At 67.0% G+C, this 20,839-nt stretch carries 22 protein-coding genes; 13 read left to right on the forward strand and 9 right to left on the reverse strand.

Features of this window, described 5'->3' with window-relative positions:
- Nucleotides 1-58 precede the first annotated feature (58 nt).
- The gene (gene pbpC, locus QMZ26_RS14650; protein ID WP_283221885.1) at nt 59-2,440 is read left to right on the forward strand and encodes a penicillin-binding protein 1C; all 2,382 of its coding nucleotides are present in this window, start codon (nt 59-61) and stop codon (nt 2,438-2,440) included.
- A gap of 106 nt (nt 2,441-2,546) precedes the next feature.
- Here the strand turns inward: pbpC and QMZ26_RS14655 are convergent, their stop codons facing one another.
- Both QMZ26_RS14655 and QMZ26_RS14660 read right to left on the reverse strand, forming a co-directional pair.
- Nucleotides 2,547-3,119 (reverse strand): ferritin-like domain-containing protein, encoded by a 573-nt coding sequence (locus QMZ26_RS14655; RefSeq protein WP_283221886.1) that lies wholly within the window; start codon nt 3,117-3,119, stop codon nt 2,547-2,549.
- Nucleotides 3,120-3,161: 42 nt separating this feature from the next.
- Nucleotides 3,162-3,644, reverse strand: a complete 483-nt coding sequence (locus QMZ26_RS14660) for a peroxiredoxin (protein WP_079222793.1) — start codon at nt 3,642-3,644, stop codon at nt 3,162-3,164.
- Nucleotides 3,645-3,872: 228 nt separating this feature from the next.
- Here QMZ26_RS14660 and QMZ26_RS14665 point away from each other — a divergent pair, with 228 nt between their 5' ends.
- Nucleotides 3,873-4,766 (forward strand): DnaJ C-terminal domain-containing protein, encoded by an 894-nt coding sequence (locus tag QMZ26_RS14665; protein ID WP_108758018.1) that lies wholly within the window; start codon nt 3,873-3,875, stop codon nt 4,764-4,766.
- Nucleotides 4,767-4,837: 71 nt separating this feature from the next.
- Here QMZ26_RS14665 and pilH read toward each other — a convergent pair whose 3' ends face one another.
- Together pilH and QMZ26_RS14675 are read right to left on the reverse strand one after the other, a co-directional pair.
- Nucleotides 4,838-5,209, reverse strand: a complete 372-nt coding sequence (pilH, locus tag QMZ26_RS14670) for a twitching motility response regulator PilH (RefSeq protein ID WP_005410644.1) — start codon at nt 5,207-5,209, stop codon at nt 4,838-4,840.
- 88 nt (nt 5,210-5,297) lie between these two features.
- Entirely contained in the window at nt 5,298-6,293 is a 996-nt protein-coding gene (locus QMZ26_RS14675; protein ID WP_200732653.1) for a YhdH/YhfP family quinone oxidoreductase, read from the reverse strand.
- A 152-nt stretch (nt 6,294-6,445) separates the two neighbouring features.
- Between QMZ26_RS14675 and hflK the strand changes: the two genes are divergently transcribed.
- From hflK to QMZ26_RS14695, 4 genes are all read left to right on the forward strand, one after another.
- A complete protein-coding gene (gene hflK, locus QMZ26_RS14680) occupies nt 6,446-7,579 on the forward strand; it encodes an FtsH protease activity modulator HflK (protein WP_079222790.1) in 1,134 nt (377 codons plus the stop codon).
- Entirely contained in the window at nt 7,576-8,439 is an 864-nt protein-coding gene (locus tag QMZ26_RS14685; RefSeq protein WP_079222789.1) for a protease modulator HflC, read from the forward strand. Before hflK ends, QMZ26_RS14685 begins: the two co-directional genes overlap by 4 nt.
- Nucleotides 8,440-8,506: 67 nt before the next feature.
- Nucleotides 8,507-8,692: a DUF2065 family protein gene (locus tag QMZ26_RS14690; RefSeq protein WP_079222788.1), complete on the forward strand. Its 186-nt coding sequence runs from the start codon at nt 8,507-8,509 to the stop codon at nt 8,690-8,692.
- Between the two features lie 607 nt (nt 8,693-9,299).
- A complete protein-coding gene (locus tag QMZ26_RS14695) occupies nt 9,300-10,592 on the forward strand; it encodes an adenylosuccinate synthase (protein ID WP_079222787.1) in 1,293 nt (430 codons plus the stop codon).
- 193 nt (nt 10,593-10,785) lie between these two features.
- Here the strand turns inward: QMZ26_RS14695 and QMZ26_RS14700 are convergent, their stop codons facing one another.
- On the reverse strand, nt 10,786-11,223 hold the full coding sequence (locus QMZ26_RS14700) for a hypothetical protein (RefSeq protein ID WP_283221887.1): 438 nt from the start codon (nt 11,221-11,223) through the stop codon (nt 10,786-10,788).
- Nucleotides 11,220-12,257: an RHS repeat-associated core domain-containing protein gene (locus QMZ26_RS14705; RefSeq protein WP_283221888.1), complete on the reverse strand. Its 1,038-nt coding sequence runs from the start codon at nt 12,255-12,257 to the stop codon at nt 11,220-11,222. The genes QMZ26_RS14700 and QMZ26_RS14705 overlap by 4 nt, the downstream gene beginning before the upstream one ends.
- Before the next feature lie 1,021 nt (nt 12,258-13,278).
- Here QMZ26_RS14705 and QMZ26_RS14710 point away from each other — a divergent pair.
- From QMZ26_RS14710 to QMZ26_RS14730, 5 genes are all read left to right on the forward strand, one after another.
- A complete protein-coding gene (locus QMZ26_RS14710; protein WP_283221889.1) occupies nt 13,279-13,635 on the forward strand; it encodes a hypothetical protein in 357 nt (118 codons plus the stop codon).
- Nucleotides 13,636-13,791: 156 nt separating this feature from the next.
- Nucleotides 13,792-14,436 carry a hypothetical protein gene (locus tag QMZ26_RS14715; RefSeq protein ID WP_283221890.1) on the forward strand — a complete coding sequence of 215 codons (645 nt, stop codon included), beginning with the start codon at nt 13,792-13,794 and terminating at the stop codon, nt 14,434-14,436.
- A 70-nt stretch (nt 14,437-14,506) separates the two neighbouring features.
- Entirely contained in the window at nt 14,507-15,151 is a 645-nt protein-coding gene (locus QMZ26_RS14720) for a transcriptional regulator (protein ID WP_283221891.1), read from the forward strand.
- Complete coding sequence (locus QMZ26_RS14725) at nt 15,114-15,521, forward strand: hypothetical protein (protein ID WP_079222784.1); 408 nt, start codon at nt 15,114-15,116, stop codon at nt 15,519-15,521. The genes QMZ26_RS14720 and QMZ26_RS14725 overlap by 38 nt, the downstream gene beginning before the upstream one ends.
- Before the next feature lie 103 nt (nt 15,522-15,624).
- Nucleotides 15,625-16,050: a DUF4259 domain-containing protein gene (locus QMZ26_RS14730; RefSeq protein WP_188115487.1), complete on the forward strand. Its 426-nt coding sequence runs from the start codon at nt 15,625-15,627 to the stop codon at nt 16,048-16,050.
- 4 nt (nt 16,051-16,054) lie between these two features.
- On the opposite strand, the gene QMZ26_RS14735 is transcribed toward QMZ26_RS14730, so the two are convergent.
- The 3 genes from QMZ26_RS14735 to QMZ26_RS14745 form a co-directional block, all read right to left on the reverse strand.
- Nucleotides 16,055-16,702, reverse strand: coding sequence for a M23 family metallopeptidase (locus QMZ26_RS14735; RefSeq protein ID WP_283221892.1), 648 nt, complete (start codon nt 16,700-16,702; stop codon nt 16,055-16,057).
- A 4-nt stretch (nt 16,703-16,706) separates the two neighbouring features.
- Nucleotides 16,707-17,663 (reverse strand): L,D-transpeptidase, encoded by a 957-nt coding sequence (locus QMZ26_RS14740; protein WP_283221893.1) that lies wholly within the window; start codon nt 17,661-17,663, stop codon nt 16,707-16,709.
- Nucleotides 17,664-17,757: 94 nt separating this feature from the next.
- On the reverse strand, nt 17,758-18,162 hold the full coding sequence (locus QMZ26_RS14745) for a hypothetical protein (protein ID WP_283221894.1): 405 nt from the start codon (nt 18,160-18,162) through the stop codon (nt 17,758-17,760).
- Nucleotides 18,163-18,241: 79 nt separating this feature from the next.
- Between QMZ26_RS14745 and QMZ26_RS14750 the strand changes: the two genes are divergently transcribed.
- Nucleotides 18,242-18,607, forward strand: a complete 366-nt coding sequence (locus QMZ26_RS14750) for a MerR family transcriptional regulator (protein WP_108758029.1) — start codon at nt 18,242-18,244, stop codon at nt 18,605-18,607.
- Nucleotides 18,608-18,707: 100 nt separating this feature from the next.
- On the forward strand, nt 18,708-20,834 hold the full coding sequence (locus QMZ26_RS14755; protein WP_200732646.1) for a methyl-accepting chemotaxis protein: 2,127 nt from the start codon (nt 18,708-18,710) through the stop codon (nt 20,832-20,834).
- The last annotated feature ends 5 nt before the right edge of the window (nt 20,835-20,839 follow it).

The following is a 20,839-nucleotide window of genomic DNA, read 5'->3' on the forward strand; positions in this document are numbered from 1 at the left end:
GGACGGGCCGCGACGGCGCGGCCCGTCCCACCGGCAAGCGCCCATCCGGCACGCTGCAATGAAGATCGAGTGGACGACCCGGCGGGCGGCCCTGCGCCGCCGGCTGCAACCACTGTGGCCCTGGCTGCGCTGGGGCACGGCAGGGCTGCTGGTACTGCTGCTGGTCCTGGATTTCGTTTTCCCGCCGCCGCTGCCCAGGCAGCGCGACACCAGCACCCTGGTGGTGGCCGCCGACGGCAGCCCGCTGCGCGCCTTTGCCGATGGCGATGGTGTGTGGCGCTACCCGGCCTCGGCCGACAGCGTTTCGCCGTTGTACCTGCAGGCACTGCTGACCTACGAAGACCGCTGGTTCTGGAAACACCCGGGCATCAACCCGCTGGCGATCCTGCGTGCCAGCGGCCAGCTGCTGCGTGGCGGCCGCATCGTGTCGGGCGGTTCAACGCTCACCATGCAGGTCGCGCGCATCCTCGATCCGCACTCGCGCACGCCGTGGGGCAAGCTCAAGCAGATGCTGCGCGCGGTGCAGCTGGAAGCACACCTGAGCAAGGCGCAGATCCTCGCGCTGTACCTGGAACGCGCGCCGTACGGCGGCACCATCGAGGGCGTGGAAGCGGCCAGCTGGGCGTACCTGGGCAAGCCGGCCACGCAACTGTCGCACGCCGAGGCCGCGCTGCTGACGGTACTGCCGCAGGCGCCCAGCCGGCTGCGCCCGGACCGCCACCCGGAAGCGGCGCAGAAGGCGCGCGACAAGGTGCTGGCGCGCATGGCCGAACTGGGCGTGTGGACGCCGGAAGAAGTAGACGATGCACGCATCGAGAATGTGGTCGCGCGGTCGCTGCGGCCGCCGATGCATGCGGCGCTGCTGGCGCAGCGGCTGCATTCGGCACACCCGGGCCAGGCGCGCATCCAGAGCAGCATCGACCTGGACCTGCAGCGCACGCTGGAAGAGCGCGTGGCCAGCTATTTCTCCACGCTGCCCGAGCGCACCTCGGCTGCGCTGCTGGTGGTCGACAACCAGACCCTGCAGGCCCGTGCGTATGTCGGCACGCTGGCCTTCGGTGACCGCCAGCGCCTGGGCCACGTCGACATGGTGCAGGCCTGGCGCTCGCCGGGCTCCACGCTCAAGCCCTTCCTGTACGCCATGGCGCTGGATGATGGCCTGATCCATTCGGAAAGCCTGCTGGTGGATGCGCCGCAGAGCTTCGGCAGCTATCGGCCGGGCAACTTCGACGAGGCATTCAACGGTCCCGTCAGTGCATCCAGCGCGCTGCGCCTGTCGCTCAACGTGCCCGCGGTGGACCTGCTGCAGCGGGTGGGCTCGGCGCGCTTCGCCGCGCGCCTCTCGCACGCGGGCATCCAGCTGCGCTTCCCGCCGGGCAGCTCGCCCAACCTGTCGCTCATCCTCGGCGGCACCGGTGCGCGGCTTGAGGATCTGGTTGGCGCCTTCGCCGCGCTCAACCGCAACGGCATTGCCGGGCGCGTGCGCTACAGCGATGACGATCCGATGATCGAGCGGCGCCTGTCCTCGCCCGGGGCCAGCTGGATCGTGCGCGAGATGCTCGAGTCCAACCCGCGCCCGGGTTATGGGGTGGGCACGTTCGATGTCGGTGGACGCCCGCGCGTGGCCTGGAAGACCGGCACCAGCTATGGCTACCGCGATGCCTGGGCGATCGGCAGCACCCGCCACTACACGGTGGGCGTGTGGGTGGGCCGGCCCGATGGCACGCCGCTGCCGGGCCAGTACGGCGCGGTGACGGCGTTGCCGCTGATGTTCGAGGTGGTCGACAGCCTGCCGCGCCAGCCCGGCGATGCCGCTGCTGCACCGATGCCGGCCAGCGTCAGCCGCGCCGACGTGTGCTGGCCCACCGGCGAGCTGGCCGGGTCATTGCCGGCCACGCTGTGCCAGCGGCGCATGACGGCCTGGCTGCTGGACGGTGGCGTGCCGCCGACCTTCCCCGAACGTGAGGCGCGGCGCTGGCAGCCGGGCCGACAGCGCTACATCGCCGATGCGCGGACGGGCCAGCGGCTGTCCGCCGACTGCAGTGCGCCGCACCAGGAAGTGGAACGCGAGATCGCGCGCTGGCCGGCGTTGTTGTCGCCGTGGTTGCCCAAGGCCACGCGCGATGCATCGCAGTTGCCGCCACTGGCCGCCGACTGCCGCGACGATGGCCGTGAAGCGAGCGTGGCCCTGCACGTGGATGGCCTCAACGATGGCGCCGCGCTGGCGCGCGCACCCAATGCCCAGCACGGCGTGCGCCTGCAGCTGCGCGCGCTGGGCAGTGAACAGGCGGTGGACTGGCTGCTGGATGGCCGCTGGATCGCCCGCACCCAGGGGGCGCAGCTGATGCAGCGCGAGTTCGCCGAGCCGGGCGCGCATACGCTGACCGCGCTGGCGACCGATGGCGCGTGGACGCAGGTGAGGTTCACCGTTCTCCGCTGATGTCTGCTTCGCTGCTGTAGAGCCGAGCCCATGCTCGGCTGCATCTGTGGCGGACGTGCAACCGTCAGCCGAGCATGGGCTCGGCTCTACAGAGTGCACGGTGCCGCTATTCCCCGATCCACCCGTCCAGCAGGTCGGCAAACTCGTCGGCGTGTTCCTCCTCCTGCGCCAGGATTTCCTCCAGGATGCGCTTGGTGGTGGTATCGCGGTCGCCGATGAAGTTGATCATCTCGCGGTAGCTGTCGATGGCGATGCGCTCGGCCACCAGGTTCTCGCGCACCATGTCGCGCAGGTCGCTGCCTTCCTTGTACTCGGCATGCGAGCGCGCGGTCAGGGTGTCAGGGTTGAAATCCGGCTCGCCGCCGAGCTGCACGATGCGCTCGGCCAGCTTGCCGGCATGGGCCTGTTCCTGCTGCGCGTGTTCGAGGAACTCGGCCTTGACCGCATCGGCCAGCATGCCCTTGGCCATGAAGTAGTGCCGGTAATAGCGCAGCACGCACACGTACTCGGTGGCGAGGGCATCGTTGAGCAGCTTGATCGCCACCTTGCGATCGGCGCTGTAGCTGTCGGTGATCGCACCGTCCTCGATGTTGCGCCGGGCGCGTTCGCGCAGGGTGTCACGATCGGTGATGCCATGGGGCGTTGCGGATTGCGGCTTGTTGGCTGGCTTTTTGGACATGGCTGGCCGGTTCCTCTTTTCTGTGGGGGCAAATGCGGGGTGTCAGGTGGGAAGGTGCTCCAGCACGTAGTCGGCCGAAGACACCTCGAACTGGCCGGGTTCCTCGATCCAGGCGGCGCGGACCACGCCGTCATCGACGTACAGGGCGTAGCGGCGCGAACGGATGCCCATGCCCGAGGCGCTGGCATCCAGCTCCAGGCCCAGCGCACGGGTCAGTTCGGCGTTGCCGTCGGAGAGCATCAACAGGCCCTCGGGCACGTGCTGATCTGCGGCCCACGCCTTCATCACGAACGGGTCGTTGACCGCCAGGCAGTACACATCGATACCACGCTGGCGGAACGCCGCGAACCTCTCGACGAAGCCGGGCAGGTGACGGGCCGAACAGGTGGGAGTGAAGGCCCCGGGCACGGCGAACAGGACGACCTTGCGTCCTTCGAACAGCGCCTGGGTGTCCAGCGTTTCGATGCCCTCGCGGATACGCTTGAGTGTCACTTCCGGGATGCGGTCGCCAACGTGGATCGTCATGGGAACTCCTTGCTGGTGGGCAGGCTAGTCGGGCGGGTGGGAGGAACGCGTCAAGACATTGGAAAACCGGTGTGCACGCCCCATCCTGGGGCCTGGGCGGCGGCAGGTGCATTGCGCCGGATCAAACGGCCTCACCGGCGCCGCACGGGCAGCGGCGTAGCATGCCGGCGCGTAGAATGAACCCGGGGCGGCGCCACCGGCGCGGCCGAAGCAGATCGAGGTAGCTGGATGGAATTCAAGGATTACTACGCCACCCTGGGGGTGGAACCGAGTGCGGGCGAGGCCGAGATCAAGACCGCCTACCGCCGGCTGGCGCGCAAGTACCACCCGGACGTGAGCAAGGAGGCCGGCGCCGAGGACAAGTTCAAGGCGGTCAACGAGGCCTACGAGGCGCTGCGCGATCCGGAAAAGCGCGCGGCCTATGACCAGCTGCGCGCGCAGGGCTATCGCCCGGGCGAGGAGTTCAACGTGCCGCCGAACTACGGCGGTGCGGGCGGCTTCAACTTCGAGGAAGTGTTCGGCGGCGGCGGTGCCGGCGGCGGCTTCAGCGATTTCTTCGAAAGCCTGTTCGCGCGCCAGCGCGGCGGGCAGGGTGCAGGCCCCGGCCCGGGCTTCAGCAGCCACGGCCAGGCGCCCAACCGCGATACCCGGGCCAAGCTGTCGGTGCCGCTGGAAGCGGCGTACAGCGGTGACAGCCTGCGCATCACCGTCAACGGCAAGCAGCTGGACGTGCGCGTGCCGAAGGGCATCCGCCCGGGCCAGGTGATCCGCCTGTCAGGGCAGGGCACCCACGGTGGCAACCTGCTGCTGGAAGTGGAATATGCCGCCCATCCGCAGTTCGAGGTGGATGGCCGCAACATTCTCTACACGTTGCCGGTGACGCCGTGGCAGGCAGCGCTGGGCACCAGCATCAGCGTGCCGACGCTGGGCGGCGCGGTGGAGTTGAAGATCCCGGCCGATTCCGATGCCGGCCGCAAACTGCGCCTGCGTGGCCGCGGCCTGCCGGGCAGCCCGGATGGCGACCAGATCGTTGAGCTGGAGATCGTGGCGCCGGCGGCGACCGACGACGCGCAGAAGAAGGCCTACCGGAACCTGGCAAAGGCCTTTGGCGAAACGATCTGAAGGTAGCGCCGGGCCATGCCCGGCGGTTTCAAACGCGTGCCAACCAACGGTTGGCACCTACCGGGAACGGTTCAGCCCTGGCCGGCGAACACCCGTTCCAGCACCTCGGACAGCTCGTCTTCCGAGAACGGCTTGGTGATGTAGGCCTTCGCGCCCTGGCGCATGCCCCACATGCGGTCGGTGTCCTGGTCCTTGGTGGTCACCAGGATTACCGGGATATGCCGGGTCGCCTCGTCGCGGGCCAGCGTGCGCGTGGCCTGGAACCCGTTGAGGTTCGGCATCACCACGTCCATCAATACCAGGTCGGGCAGTTCGGCCTTGGCCGTTTCCACCCCGGCCGCGCCATCGGTGGCGGTCAGGATCTGGTGCCCGAGTTTCTCGACGATGCGCTGTATCCCCAACAGCTGCGACGGTGAATCGTCGACGATCAGAATGCGTGCCATGTTGTTCCCCGTGTCATGCCCGCAGTGTAGTGCGGGCACATTGCTGGTGGGAGTAGGGTAGCTGCCGTCCGTCGCCTGCCTGCGACGTTCAGTCGATCCGCACCACCGTGCGGCCCAGCGAACCACCGGCCAGCATCCGCTCGAACACGCCCGGCAGGTCCGACAGGCCCACTTCCGCGGTGCAGATGCGCTCCAGGTGCTGCGGCTTCCATTCCCCGCCCAGGCGTGCCCACACCTGCTCGCGCAGGTCACGCGGCGCACTGGCCGAGGACACGCCGAGCAGCGAGACGCCACGCAGGATGCATGGCATGACCGTCATCTCCAGCGTCGCGCTCGCGGCCAGGCCGGCACTGACCACGCTGCCATAGGGCACCGTCTGCGCCAGCAGGCTGGCCAGCATCGATCCGCCGGCATTGTCCAGGCCGCCGCCGAAGCGGGCCGACTGCAGGGGCGCGGTATCGGCCAGCGCCTCGCGCGGCAGCACCTCGCTCGCGCCGATGTCGCGCAGGAAGGCGGCCTGCTCCGGCTTGCCACTGATCGCATGCACCTCGTAACCGGCGCGGCTGAAGATGTCGACGGCCAGCGCGCCGACGCCGCCGGTGGCGCCGGTCACGGCCAGCGGCCCGTGCCCCGGAGTCTGCCGGTTGTCCTGCAGGCGCAGCAGGGCCAGGGCTGCGGTGAAGCCGGCGGTGCCCAGCACCATCGCCTCGCGCGGGCTCAGCCCGGCCGGCTGGGCGATGACGGCGCGCGATTCCAGCCGTACGTACTGGCTGTAGCCTCCGTCACGGGTTTCGCTGAGGCCGCAGCCGGTCGCCAGCACCGCATCGCCCTCGCGCCAGGCCGGATCGCTGGAGGCGACCACCGTGCCGGCCACGTCGATGCCGCCCACCAGCGGGAAGCGGCGCAGGATCTTCCCTTTGCCAGTGCCGGCCAGGGCGTCCTTGTAGTTGACCGAGGACCAGTGGGCGCGGACCAGCACCTGGCCGGGGCTGAGGTCATCCACGCCCAGCTGGACCAGGCCGCTGCGGTAGCCGGCATCGTCGTTTTCGATCCGGAAGGCGGTGAACGGGGTGGTGGGGGCCATCGGCGCTGCCTGACTTCGAGGAAAACGCCACATTACCCGGTCAGGGCCCTTTCAAACCTGCCAGTCCGCCCCATCTTGTATGATCGGTGAAGATTCACGGCTGGCGCCGCGGGAAGGGCCCGCGCCGCAGCCCACATATTGATGGAGCGTGCATGGCCTGGAATACACCCGGCGGCAACAAGGGCGGACAAGGCCCCGAGGACAATCGACGCGGGCCGTTCGGGTCGCGCGGTGGTGGCAATGGTGGTGGCTGGGGCGGTCTGCCCGGGCCGCTGAAGGACCTGTTCGATGGCGGCATCCTGCGTTGGGTGGCGGCGGCGGTGGTGTTGCTGGTGCTGTTCTCCAGCTTCCAGCTGATCGGCGAACAGCAGCGTGGCGTGGTGCTGCGCTTCGGCCAGTTCTCGCGGATCCTGACCCCGGGCCCGAACTTCAAGCTGCCCTGGCCGATCGAATCGGTCACCAAGGTCAATGCCACCGAGATCAAGACCTTCTCGATCCAGGTGCCGGTGCTGACCCGCGACGAGAACATCGTCAACGTCTCGCTCAACGTGCAGTACCGCATCGATGACCCGCAGCAGTACCTGTTCGGTACCGTCGATGCCGACCAGGTGCTGGAACAGTCCGCGCAGAGCGCGGTGCGCGAGGAAGTCGGTCGTGCCGACCTCAATTCGGTGCTGAACAACCGTGGCCCGCTGGCCGTGGCCGCCGAGGAGCGCCTGCAGGCGCTGCTGGGTGCGTTCAAGACCGGCCTGACCGTGACCGGCCTGACCCTGCAGGACGCCCGTCCGCCGGAGGAGGTCAAGCCGGCCTTCGACGAGGTCAACGGTGCCCAGCAGGTCAAGGAACGCCTGATCAACGAAGCCCAGGCCTACGCCGCCAAGGTCGTGCCGGAAGCCCGAGGCCAGGCCTCGCGTGCCCGTACCACCGCCGAGGGCTACAAGCAGGCCGTGGTGTCCAAGGCCGAGGGTGACGCACAGCGCTTCAGCCTGCTGCAGGCCCAGTACAAGGACGCCCCGGACGTCACCCGCAAGCGCCTGTGGCTGGAAACCGTGCAGCAGGTGCTGAGCGAGAACCGCAAGGTGATCGGTGGCGATGGTCGCCAGCTGATCTACGTGCCGATGACCGGCGACACCCGTCCCAGCGCCTCGGCGCCGGCCGCGGTGCCGAACCCGGACGTGGTGATGCCGTCGCTGCCGGGTACCGCAACCGAAGTTTCCCGTGATCCGGGCCGGGCCGTGACCCGCCCGACCGGGCGTCCGAGCGGCCGTGAGGAGGGCAGCCGATGAGAAGTTCTATCTGGATTGCCGTCGCCGTGGCGGCCCTGCTGGCCCTGCTGGGTTCGGTCTACGTGGTCCGCGAGGACCAGACCGCCATGGTCCTGAACCTGGGCAAGGTGGTGCGTTCGGACATCAAGCCGGGCCTGCACTTCAAGGTGCCGGTGGTGGAAACCGTGCGCGTGTTCGACCGCCGCTTCCAGGTGCTGGACACGGCGCCGGCGCGTTACTTCACCGCCGAGCAGAAGGACGTCAGCGTCGACTTCTTCGCCGTCGGCTACATCTCCAACGTGGGCGACTACTTCCGTGCCACCGGTGGTGACCCGCGCGTGGCCAACGCGCGCCTGCAGCCGATCATCACCGATTCGCTGCGCAACCAGATCAACTCGCGCACCCTGCAGCAGCTGGTGTCGGGCGACCGCAGCGAGCTGATCGCCGCGCAGCTCAAGGACATCAACGAAGCGGTGTCCGGGCTGGGCATGCAGATGATCGACCTGCGCATCAAGCAGGTCGACCTGCCCACCGACAGCCAGGTGATCAACGACGTGTACGAGCGCATGCGCGCACAGCGCAAGCAGGAAGCCGCCAAGCTGCGCGCCGAGGGCGAGGAGCAGTCGCTGACCATCCGTGCCCAGGCCGACCGTGACAGCACCGTGCTGATCGCCGAAGCCGAGCGCGATGCCCAGCGCCTGCGCGGTGAAGGCGATGCCGACGCGGCCCGCATCTACGGCAAGGCCGGTTCGGCTGACCCGTCGTTCTACGCGTTCTACCGCAGCCTGGAGGCCTACCGCGGCTCCATGACCGACGGCAACGGCATTATCGTGCTGGACAAGAACGACCCGTTCCTGCAGTACCTCAAGAGCGACCGCTGAGTCGTTCGGCAAGATCCCACGGGGCCCGGCCAGATGCCGGGCCCCGTGTTTTTTCCGGAGTGCCCACATGAAAGATCTGTTCGCGGCCGTCTGCCTGGTGGCCGTGCTCGAAGGCCTGCTGCTGTTCGTGGCCCCGCTGGCCTGGAAGCGCATGGCCGAGCGCCTGCTGGACCTGCCCAGCCCGGCCCTGCGCAGCTTCGGCGGGCTGGTGCTGCTGGCCGGCCTGAGCCTGCTGTGGTGGGCGCGGCACTGAACCCCGTCCTGTGCCGTCCACGCCACGCAGCCGAGCATGGGCTCGGCTCTACCGGGGCGGTCGGGTGTAGCGCCCGAGCCTACGCTCGGGCGGCGCCGCGCAGCTGCGGGAAGGCAGCCGAGCGTGGGCTCGGCTCTACTGGGGCGGTCGGGTGTAGCGCCCGAGCCCATGCTCGGGCGGCGCCGCGCAGCGGCGGGAAGGCAGCCGAGCGTGGGCTCGGCTCTACTGGGGCGGTCGGGTGTAGCGCCCGAGCCCACGCTCGGGCGGCGCCGCGCAGCGGCGGGAAGGCAGCCGAGCGTGGCCTCGGCTCTACCGGGCGGTCGGGTGTAGCGTCCGAGCCCATGCTCGGGCGGCGCCGCGCAGCGGCGGACGGAGAGCCGGGCGCCTGACCGGCCGGTGAAGCCGTCCGTCGGAAAGGTGGCACCCGACCCCGGAAACCCGGATAATGCACAAAAGCCGGACGGGCCTCCCCGTTCGGCTTTTTCCGTGTCTGGGCCTTCCATCGCCGGCCGCTCCCCGTTTGGAGCCGCCTTCCAGGTGCTGGCCAGCCCCGCCACGGTTTACCCGTCCGCGGCCCCGATGGCCGCAACAAATCGAGGAGCCCGTCATGGGTCAGTCTGTCGTAGTGTTGGGTGCCCAGTGGGGCGATGAAGGCAAGGGCAAGATCGTCGATCTGCTCACCGAGGAAATCGGCGCCGTGGTGCGCTTCCAGGGCGGCCACAATGCCGGCCACACCCTGGTCATCAATGGCAAGAAGACCGTCCTGCACCTGATCCCGTCGGGCATCCTGCGTGACGATGCGCTGTGCCTGATCGGCAACGGCGTGGTGATCTCGCCGGCCGCGCTGCAGAAGGAAATCGCCGAGCTGGAAGCCTCCGGCGTCGAAGTGCGTTCGCGCCTGAAGATCTCCCCGGCCGCCCCGCTGATCATGCCGTACCACATCGCCCTGGACCAGGCGCGCGAACGCGCTGCCGGCGGCAAGGCGATCGGCACCACCGGCCGTGGCATCGGCCCGGCCTACGAAGACAAGGTGGCGCGCCGCGGCATCCGCATCGCAGACCTGCATTACCCCAAGCAGCTGGAAGAACTGCTGCGCACCGCGCTGGATTACCACAACTTCGTGCTGACCAAGTATCTGAACACCGATGCGGTCGATTTCCAGAAGACCTTCGACGAAGCACTGGCCTTCGGCGAATACGTGCAGCCGATGAAGTCCGACGTGGCCGGCATCCTGCACGACCTGCGCAAGCAGGGTAAGCGCGTGCTGTTCGAAGGTGCGCAGGGCGCCCTGCTGGACATCGACCACGGCACCTACCCGTACGTCACCAGCTCCAACACCACCGTCGGTGGTGCGCTGGCCGGTGCCGGCGTCGGCGCCGATGCGATCGACTACGTGCTGGGCATCGCCAAGGCCTACGCCACCCGCGTCGGCGGTGGCCCGTTCCCGACCGAACTGGACGATGAAATCGGCCAGGGCATTCGTGACCGCGGCGCCGAGTACGGTGCCTCGACCGGCCGCCCGCGTCGTTGCGGCTGGATGGACATCGTCGCGCTGAAGCGCGCCGTGGCCATCAACGGCATCAGCGGCCTGTGCATCACCAAGCTGGACGTGCTGGACGGCATGGAAAAGCTGAAGGTCTGCATCGCCTACGAATACAACGGCAAGCGCACCGAGTACGCGCCGCTGGACGCGCAGGGCTGGGAAGACTGCACCCCGGTCTACCTGGAGTTCCCGGGCTGGAGCGAGAACACCCACGGCATCACCAACTGGGACGAGCTGCCGCCGGCCGCACGTGCCTACCTGCGTTCGCTGGAAGAGCTGGCCGGTTGCCCGATCAGCATCGTCTCCACCGGCCCGGACCGCGACCACACCATGGTCCTGCAGGATCCGTTCGCCTGAGTGGGCGGTAGCGCCGGGCCATGCCCGGCGTGGTGGTAACGCTGTGCAACTGAAAAAGAGCGCCGCGACTCCCTGAGGGTCGCGGCGCTTCTTTTTTGGCCAGAGCAGTCTCCGTCGCATGGCCAGGTGCTGAATCGCTGCCAGCAAATTGCGACGACTCAACTCGACCCAATTCAACGAAATTTCCGGAAATTTACATCCCAGGCTGCACCGCTTCCATCATGGATCCAACCGAAATGGCATCCCATTTGGGAAACTCGATTGAATCAAACACTGCATGTTTCGCAATGGCCTTCAATTTGTCATCAAGATCGGAAACTTGAATCGCAATCTCTGGCTCTGCAACAAGCACGTATTTACTACCATTCCAGTCGTACACGTAAAGCCCGCGACAGGCCATGTCCAAAAAGTCGTCGGGCCGTGCAACACTCACGCGTAAATTGACATCTCCCGTTACCGGAAGATCCATCAGAAGAGTTTCGATATTGCGCAGATCAACGTTGGCTTGCATCAACAGCGCTGTTGGAATTTCACCTTCGCCGGAAGTAACAAAGGCCGCAACCGTTCCAAGTTGATCCATTCCCAACCATGTGCAGTCGATGCCATCGGGATATGCCTGTATTGTGATCATTTCGACAATTCATCTCTTTGGAATTTGGCTTCCTTTGGGAAAGCCCCCCTGCCGTACTCTGCCTCACAGCTTGCGCAGACAGGAACTTCCGCGCCCGTTCTCGGTCGGACCGCTTCAGTAAACCGGATGTCGGCCTTGTTGCCACCCAATGCCTTCGCGACATGCCCTTCGGCACATGTCCCTCCACCACAGGCGCGAGCTGCAACTTTACCCGTTTTTACATTGTAACCAGCAGTCACCGTTGCTGGCGCCCGGCCCTTGAGCGGTGCCAGCTCTCCCGCAAGGGCATCGCGCGCTGCACGCGCCTCTGCCAGCCCTTCAGCCCCTGCACGACGACCTGATGCTCCCGCTCCGGCTGCTCCACCAGACAGGACATCCATTGCAGTAGTCAGTGCGTTGGCAGCGCCTCTGCCGAGAGCGTAGTCAGCGTTCCCTTCGTTTCCGCCCAGTCCTCCAAATGGTTGTGGCGCCCAATCGATCTGTTGTTGTTGTGCAAGGCTCGGGGTCGCAAGAAAGTTGCTTGACATGCCGTCTACAAACCCGCGTGCAGCGTCCAAGGCATCACGCCCATCTGGATCCGTGAACCTGTATGGATTCCCGTTCGCATAGCGGTATCGATTGAACTGCCCCAAAGGGTGCTCATACGCCGTAACCGGGTCTACGGACAGAAACACTCCCAGCTGCGGATCCATGTAGCGCTGCTGCATGTAGCTTAGCCCTGTTGCCGAGTCGCTCACATGCCCGGTGTACCCCGGGCCATCGTCAATCTGACCGCCGACGAGCGACCCATAAGGCTCATAGTCATAGCGTTTGATCACATTGCCATTGGCATCGCTCTCGGCCACGACTGAGCCCAGAGCATCAGTATGGATGTACGTCACCGTGGTTTGGCCTACGGCGGATGGAGAAAGGCCAAGGCCAATCAGCAGCACACAGATCAACCATTGACCAAGTAGACCGAGCTTCCGGATCCGCTTTTCATGCCCTCGGAGGCGGAGTGTCACATGGTCCATACTCTGGTAAACGTCAGCCATCTCTCCAATCCCTGAAAGACCTTAAAGCAAGGCGCTGCATTCATAGCATGGAAATTGCGGACGTGCTGGGGAAGTTGCGGTAGCAGGGTCAGAGATGGCAGCTCGGCTCGGATTAAACTCATTTCGCCAAGTCTGAGAGAGGGTGAAAGGGGCGTTGGAGAAAGCCAAGAGGTTCCGTAATCCCGAAGCGCCAGACACGGGATGCTGGAGGTGATCGCCCCGCCTATGCCACCGGCCATAACACAGCGCTGCGAAGGAGAAGAAATGCTGGGCAGGCTGTTCTATTTCACAACCCGCTTCAGTGATAAGGAACATGTCGCGATCTGATTGAACGAAGCTGGGTTGCTTCTCACATGGACACTGCCACGGGCAAGTACAGTTCTGCGTTATCTTCTGGGAGGCTGATTTTTCTGCCGGTGGCCCGGTCGAGGCCGCAATAGTAGTGCCAGCCCATGGCTGGCAGAACCTAAGCCACCAGCATGTCGCTTCCGGCACTCTAAATCGGCCATCCACGTCAGATTCCCCAAGCCGCGCGCCACTCGCACTTCCCGCACGACCTCCGCATACAACTTCTGGTAAGCGATAAACGTCACGCGCCACTCTGGAGCGCGGGTTGTTTGCGTCACTGCGCGTCGCTTTGGGCCGCGCAACAGCAGAGCCGCGTCTATTCCTGTCGCATCCACCACTCCCCGTGCATGCAACACTTCCCACCGGACGTTCGATTCCCTCCGGACCTTTCGGATTTTTCTCATTGAATCGATCGTGCAGGCGTAGACACCATGGCGCGCCACCGAAAAAGGGTGGCCGGGCATGCAAACCCGTTGCACATGAAGTAAGCGCTTGCCAGCCGGCACCGTCCTGAAGCGGTGCCGGCTGGCAATCCGTCGGCCTTTATGGCGGGCGGTGCGTGGGGGTCTTCGGACCCGCCGGCCTAGCATGTGCACCGGTTTGCAACCCGCACCGTCCGCCACCCCGCTTCTGCGCGGTGGCGCTGTTACGTACAGCCACGGAAGCCGACGCCATGACCACTCGCAAGAACCCGCCACTCCATGTTGTTGATGCCGTCAACGACGAGGAAGACTCCACCTCCGATCTCAGCACCTTCCAGAGCTGCCTCACCCGCATCCGGGATGGCGAAGGCTCTGATGGCATGCTCTGGCCGGAGGAAAACCTGTCCGACGGAAGACGCCAGTCGCTGGCGCGGATCGACCGTGCGGCCGTGGCCATCCTCACGGCGGCGGAGATGCTGCACGCCGCCAACCGCTGCAAGACCATGGCCACGCCCCGCCGCCACCTCGATGAGGGCGTGGTGGAAGGCTTGTTCTTCGCCTGCCGCGAACTGGCCGAGCTGGTGTGCCGGGAAGTCAGGCCGGCCTGACCTCCTTTCCAGCTGTGCGATGCCCAGCCTCGCCATCTGGCGAGGTACCGGGTGGGTTCACGCGCTGCGTAACACCGGCACTATGGACACGTGCAGTTCTGCGCTACGTTGTGGCCAACGCCAGCACGGATGCAGCGCAATGACCGGGAGTTCGGCATGAAGGGCGAGACGGTCGCGCGGGTGGCCCTGTGGCTGCTGTGGAGCCTGTGGGCGCTGGCCTGCATCGTGCTGGTGCTGGGCGCGGCCGCCAACCACCTGGCCTCGCGCACGCAGACCCTGCCACTGGTGCTGCAGCCCGGCGCGACGGCGGAGGTCACGGTCTACCGTTTCATCGATGACCCCTTGCGGCTGCGTCTGCGCTACGCCGATGACGGCGCCGATGCGTCGATCGATCCGGAGCTGCGCCTGCGCGCGGACACCCCGACCGATCGCAACGAGTTCCGCGCGAAGACACGCTCGGGTGCGCCTGGACCGGATGTTTCCCGTGCGCTGGAGTCGGTCGGGCCCAGCAGGTTCGCCGCCTCGTACTTCGGCTATGGGCGGGGGGACGCACTGCCGCGCGGACGTTCCTGGCTGCGGCTGACCGTGCTGGAGGTGGACCCGGCGCTGGCCGGCCGTGCGGCCTCGGTGGACCTGCTGCCGCCGATGGACGTGCTGAAGCTGACCGACCTGGATTACCTCTGGCTGTGGCCTTTCTTCTTCTGGCAGCCGGTGGCGCTCCTTTTACTGATTGCCGGTGGCGGGCTGGCGGCCGCCAGCATCGCGCTGCGGCGCTGGCAGCGGCGTTCCCCGCCGCGGTAGCGCCGGGCCATGCACGGCGGGGAAACGCAGCACTTGCATGATGCCCAATATGGGCACAATAATGCCCAATATGGGTATCAATGCCGCCATCCCATCGTCCACAGGCCCCATCGGCCTGGCCGACGCGCTGTTCACCCAGACCCAGCAACGGGTGCTGGCCCTGCTGTTCGGGCAGGACCGCCGTGATTTCAGCATTTCCGAGCTGATCAGTGGCAGCGGTGCCGGCTCCGGCGCCGTGCAGCGCGAAGTGGCCAAACTGGTCGCCAGTGGACTGGTCGAGCAGCGCAAGGTCGGCAATCAGAAGCGCTATCGCGCATTTGCGGGCTCGCCGATCCATGCCGAACTGGTGGCGCTGGTGCACAAGACCATCGGCCTTGCACAGCCGCTGCGCGACGCACTGCAGCCGCTGCAGGACCAGATTGCGGCGGCCTTCGTCTTCGGCTCGGTGGCCAAGCGCACCGACAGCGCGCACAGCGACATCGACCTGATGCTGGTCTCCGATACGCTGGGCTATGCTGAGCTGATGGCCGTGCTCGATCCGCTGGAAGATCGCCTGGGACGGCCGGTGAACCCGACGCTGTACACGCACGACGAATTGAACGATCGCCTGCACAAGGGCAATGCCTTCCTGCAGCGTGTACTGGAACAACCCAAGCTGTGGGTGATTGGAGGAATGGATGACCTCGCCATTGCAGAACCTGGTCGGGCCGGGTAAACCGCTCAGCGCCGAGCCGCCGGATCCGCGCGAGATCGAAGGCCTGCAGCGCTCGGGCCTGGCGCGGTTGCGTGACGCACGCAATGCGACGCTTTCGCTGGAAAGCCGCTTCGACCTGGCCTACAACGCCGCCCACGCATTGAGCCTGGCAGCGCTTCGTGCGCAGGGGTTCCGGCCCAGCAACCGCTACATCGTGTTCCAGTCGCTCAAGCACACGCTGGGCGTCGGCCCGGAGGTATGGCGCGTGCTCGACAAGTGCCACCAGCAGCGCAACATCGCCGAGTACGAGGGCGAACTGGATGTCAGCGGGCGCCTGGTGGAAGATCTCATCGCCGCCTGTGAAGCGGTGCGGGTGGCCTGCGGTCTCTGAGTGCGCCGGTGGGTTGCCAGGATCCGCAGCCGTGCCGCATGCTTCTGCGTCGCGCCTCGCGGTCCGCGCGTGGCAGGACATCAATCAAGGAAGGAGCAACATCATGGGTGCATGGGGCAGCGGTACATTCGAGAACGATGACGCCTGCGATCTGGTCTGCGACCTGCGCGAAAGCACGGATCTTTCACTGCTGGAAGACGCGCTGCGCACGGCTGCCGAGACCGACGAAGACCTGGACGCCGGCGACGGCAGCAAGGCCCTGGCCGCAGCGGAAGTGATCCTGGCGCTGCTGGGCAATCCCTCGCCGGCGATCGCCGAAGAGGAAGACCTGCAGGCGTGGATGAAGGCCAATCCGCAGCGCCCGACCGCCGCGCTGCTGGCACTGGCCGAACGCGCCGTACAGCAGGTGACGGCCGAAGACAGTGAGCTGCGCGAGCTGTGGGACGAGGTCGATTCGCTGGACGAATGGATGGCCGAAGTGAACACGCTGCAGGCGGGCCTGCGCGCCGCACGCAGCGCAGTCGGCTGAAGCCTCAGCGGCCAGCCGCCTGCAGCAACGGGTAAGGGTTGATCGATTCGCCCTTCCACCATTGCTTCTCCGGGCCCAGCACGTGCACCTCGAAATGCAGGTGCGGGGCCTCGGCGCTGGCATTGCCGGTGCTGCCGACGTAGCCGATCACTTCACCACGCTTGATCACCTGCTTTTCCGCCAGGCCATCGGCGTAGCGCTGCAGGTGCGCGTAGTAGTAGCACCAGCGTCCGCTGGGCTCGAACTGGTAGATCGTCAGGCCACCGCGTTCGCTGTCGAACAGCTTTTCCACCGTGCCATCGGCCACCGCCAGCACCGGCGTCCCGGCGTCGGCCATGATGTCGATGGCATCGTGCACGCGCCCCTCGCTGCGTGCATCGGTGAAGGTGTCGCGCAGCTGCGATGCCTGGATGCCCTGCACGGGCAGCAGCAGGCCTGCGGGCGCATCCGCACCGGGAGAGGCCAGCGTGAGTGCTGGAGCCGCAGCATCCACGCGCGCGGGTGCAGCCGGCTTCACCGGCGCCGCCGTCACGGCTGCGGGTGGCGTTGCAGGCAGGGCAACCGCTACCGGCTCACCCGCATCGCGGCGCAGCCACCAGCCTGCACCCAGGCCCAGCAGCACGCCCAGTACGATCAGCTGCGAAAGACGCATCGGCTTACTCCTGCATCACCACGGGTACCGAGGTATCCAGCGCATCGGCCACGCGCACCGCATCCCAGTTGGTCATGCGCACGCACCCATGCGATTCGGTCTTGCCCACATGGCCGGGTTCGGGCGTGCCGTGCAGGCCGTAATGCGGCTTGGACAGGTCGATCCAGACGCGCCCGACCGGGTTGTTCGGGCCCGGCGGCAGCGTCGCCTTCTTCTCGCCCTTGCGCGCATCCCAGAACAGCTTCGGGTTGTAGTGGAACGGCGGGTCGCGGTACACGCCGAGGATCTTCCATTCACCGATCGGCAGCGGATCGTGCTGGCTGCCCGAGGACACCGGCACCTGCGCGATGACCTTGCCCGCCGCATCGAGCAGCTGCAGGGTGGAATCGGATTTGTCGACCACCACCTTGGCCGCCTTCGGCAACGGCGCCGGGGCGATGTTGGGCACCTGGATGCGGCTGCCGGCCTTGCCCAGGTCGACGCCGGGGTTGAGGGCCTTCAGCAGCTCGGGCGAGGCATGGAAGCGCTCGCCCAGCGACTCTTCCACGCTGCCGTAGCCCAGTGCTTTCAGCTTGGCCTGTGCGGCCGGCCCCTTCGGCACCGGCTGGAACGGACCGGCCACATCCTCGGCGGTCAGCGTGTAACTGGCCAGCGGCGCGTTGGCATCGGCCTGCAGTGCGTTCCAGGTCGCATCGTCCAGCTCGCCGGTGACGGTCAGCCCGTGTGCGGCCTGGAAGCCGGACACCGCGCGACGCTGGTTGCTGCCCACCTCGCCATCGATCTGGCCGGGCGAGAAATTGGCGCGGTCCAGCAGTACCTGTGCGTGCAGCGGCGAGCGTGCGGCGATGTCCGGTCCTGCACGCTCGGCAATGGGCGCAGGCAGGTTGGCCGGCGGGGCCTGCGCGAATGCAGGGGAAACCAGCAGCGACAGCGCAAGCACGGCAACACGGGGTGAACGCATGGGAAGCTCCTGCAGAACGTGCCCCCACCATGCCTGCACCCCGCGACCAGCCCGCGTGAAAACACGGGCGTGTTGCTGAGCGGCAGATGAGCGCTCAACGTGCGGGTGGATCCTGGATGCGCCAGCTCTGCAGCACGCCGAAGACGATCTCGGCGACGGTGAACAGCAGCAGGATCGCACTGGCACCGTGCAGCACCGCATACACCTGCCACAGCGCGAACAGCCCGCGTGCGGCGGCATCGAGCCGGCCCAGCAGCACGCTGGGGGCAAGCACGCGGGCCAGCGACCACACCACCACCACCGAGCCGAGCAGGTTGGCCAGCAGCATGTGCAGCGGGTCCAGCGCCGGTACCTGGCCCGGCAGCTGCCAGGCATCGGCCAGCGCAGCCATCGCCGCGTGCAGCGGGGCGAAGGTCCAGGGCAGGGCGAAGGGCAGGGTGACCAGCAGGTCGTAGAAAGCACTGGCGCGGACGATGCGGAGATAGCGGGAGGTGAGCATGGACGCCTTCAACAGGGAAAAGAGGGCGTACTGTCAGGGCTGAAGTAAACTTCAGGGTCAAGCGTTTTCTGGAGCCCCCATGCAGATTGGAGAACTGGCCCAGGCCTGCGGCCTCTCGCGCGAAGCGCTGCGTTTCTACGAGAAGCAGGGCCTGATCGGCGCACGGCGCCTGGCCAATGGCTACCGCGATTACCCGGATGAAACCGCGATGCTGGTGCACTACATCCGCACGGCCCAGCAGCTCGGTTTCACCCTGGCCGAGATCGGCCAGCGCCTGCCCAGGCTGTGGGAACAGGCCGATGCCGGCCCGCTGCTGGCGGCCGCACTGCAGGAAAAACTGGCCGACATCGACGCCCGCATCGCCGCGCTCAGCGCCCTGCGCCAGGACCTGGCCACCCGCCTGGCCAGCGCCTGTCCGCTGCAACCGCAACAGGCATCCGGCTGAACGGCCAACGTGAACGCCCACCGAAGCGTTCACGGTTGCACGGTCAAGGCGAGCGGGCGGCGCGCCGATAAGGGCACATCCCCCCCGTTTGGATACCCCCATGAACTACTTGAGGAACGTCAGGGTTGCCTGGCGCCTTGGCCTTGGCTTTGGCCTGTTGCTGCTGCTGGTGGCTGCCGTGGTCGCTACCGGCGCCACCGCCACCGCCGTGCAGAAGCGCGCGATGCAGCAGGTGGTCGACGTCAGCGTGGCCAAGGTGCGGCTGCTGTCGGAGATGCTCGATGCCAACAACCAGATGATGGTCGTGCGCCGCGAGATGCTGATCCGCCAGGGTGATGCTCGCGACGCCGACGAGAAGCGCATCGCCGACCTGGTCAAGCGCTACGAGGCCAGCTGGACCGCCTACCAGGCGCTGCCCGGCGATGCCGAGGGCAAGGCCATGGGCGAGGCCATCGCGGCCAAGCGTGCCATTGCGCGCCCGCTCAACAAGCAGACCAGCGAACTGATGGAACAGGGGGATTTCCCCGGCGCGGTCGCGCTGACCCTGGGCCCGGTGCAGGAAGCGGCCAACGGCTGGAACAAGGCGCTGGCTGATGGCGTGGCCTTCGAGGAAAAAGAGAGCCGCGAGGCGGCGGCCGAAGCGATCCGCCTCGGCGAGCGCAGCCTGCTGCAGCTGCTGGTGCTGGGCGGCGTGGCGCTGCTGGTCGGCATCGCCGCTTCGGTGATGATCGGGCGCAGCATGACCGGCCCGCTGGCGCGCGCGGTGCAGCTGGCGCAGCAGCTCTCGAAGGGCGAGCTGGACCAGTCCTTCCACCTGGGTGGCCGCGATGAACTGACGCAGCTGGGCGAGGCCATGGGCAGCGTGCGGCAGAGCGTGCAGGCCGCCATTGGCGCGCAGCTGCAGATGGCCGAACAGCACGAGGCCGGTGCCATCGGCTACCGCATGGATGCCCGCGCCTTCCCCGGCGATTTCGGCCGCATGGTGCAGGCCACCAACAGCCTGGTGGAATCGCACGTGCAGGTGGAACTGCTGATGGCTGAAGTCATGCAGCGCTACGCGATCGGCGATCTCAGCCGCGACCTGCCGCAGTACCCGGGTGAAAAGGGCGCGTTCACCCGCACCCTGGCCGCGGTGAAGCAGAGCCTGATGGCGATCAGCGCGCAGATCGACACGCTGGCCCGGGCCGCCGGCGCGGGCGATTTCAGCGTGCGCGGCGATGCCGAGGCGTTCCAGTTCCAGTACCGCGCGATGGTCGAACACCTCAACGCCATGATGGCCAGTTCGCAGGCCAGCATTGCCGACGTGTCCGATGTGCTGCGTGCGATCTCGCACGGCAACCTGACCGCGCGCATGGACGGTGAGTACGAAGGTGTCTTCGCCCGCATGCGCGACGATGCCAACACCACCACCACACAGCTGACCGGCATCGTCCGCGGCATCCAGGTGGCGGCCGACAGCATCAACAATGCGGCGCAGGAACTGGCTGCGGGCAACAGTGATCTCTCGCGCCGTACCGAACAGCAGGCGGCGAACCTGGAAGAGGCTGCTGCATCGATGGAGGAACTGACCTCCACCGTGCGCCAGAACGCCGAGCTGGCCCGCCAGGCGGACAGCGAAGCCCACGCGGCCGGTGCTGCCGTGCGCGAAACCGAACAGGCCATGGCGCAGATGGCAACGGTGATGGGCGAGATCGACCAGTCCTCGGCGCGTATCTCCGAGATCTCCACGGTGATCGACGGCATCGCATTCCAGACCAACATCCTGGCGCTGAACGCCGCCGTCGAAGCGGCACGTGCCGGTGAGCAGGGCCGTGGCTTCGCCGTGGTCGCCAGTGAAGTGCGCACCCTGGCGCAGCGCGCCGGCGTCGCCGCCAAGGAGATCAAGGAGCTGATCGAGGATGCCGCCGCCAAGGTGCAGAGCGGCCTGGCCGTAACCGTACAGTCCGAGGCGGCGATCGCCCGCCTGGCCCACGCCAGTTCGCGCACCAACCAGCTGATGAGCGACATCGCTGCGGCCAGCAAGGAACAGGCCGCGGGTATCGAACAGGTCAACCAGGTGGTGGTGCAGATGGACCAGGTGACCCAGCAGAACGCGGCGCTGGTGGAGGAAGCCACCGCGGCCAGCCGCGCGCTGGAAGAGCAGGCCAACGCACTGACCACCTCGGTGTCGGTGTTCCAGATCGAGCAGGGCGGTGCAGCCCGTGCCGTGGTGGCGCGCGCGGCCTGACCGCT

It is taken from the genome of Stenotrophomonas sp. PFBMAA-4 (genome assembly GCF_030053215.1).
Taxonomy (GTDB): domain Bacteria; phylum Pseudomonadota; class Gammaproteobacteria; order Xanthomonadales; family Xanthomonadaceae; genus Stenotrophomonas.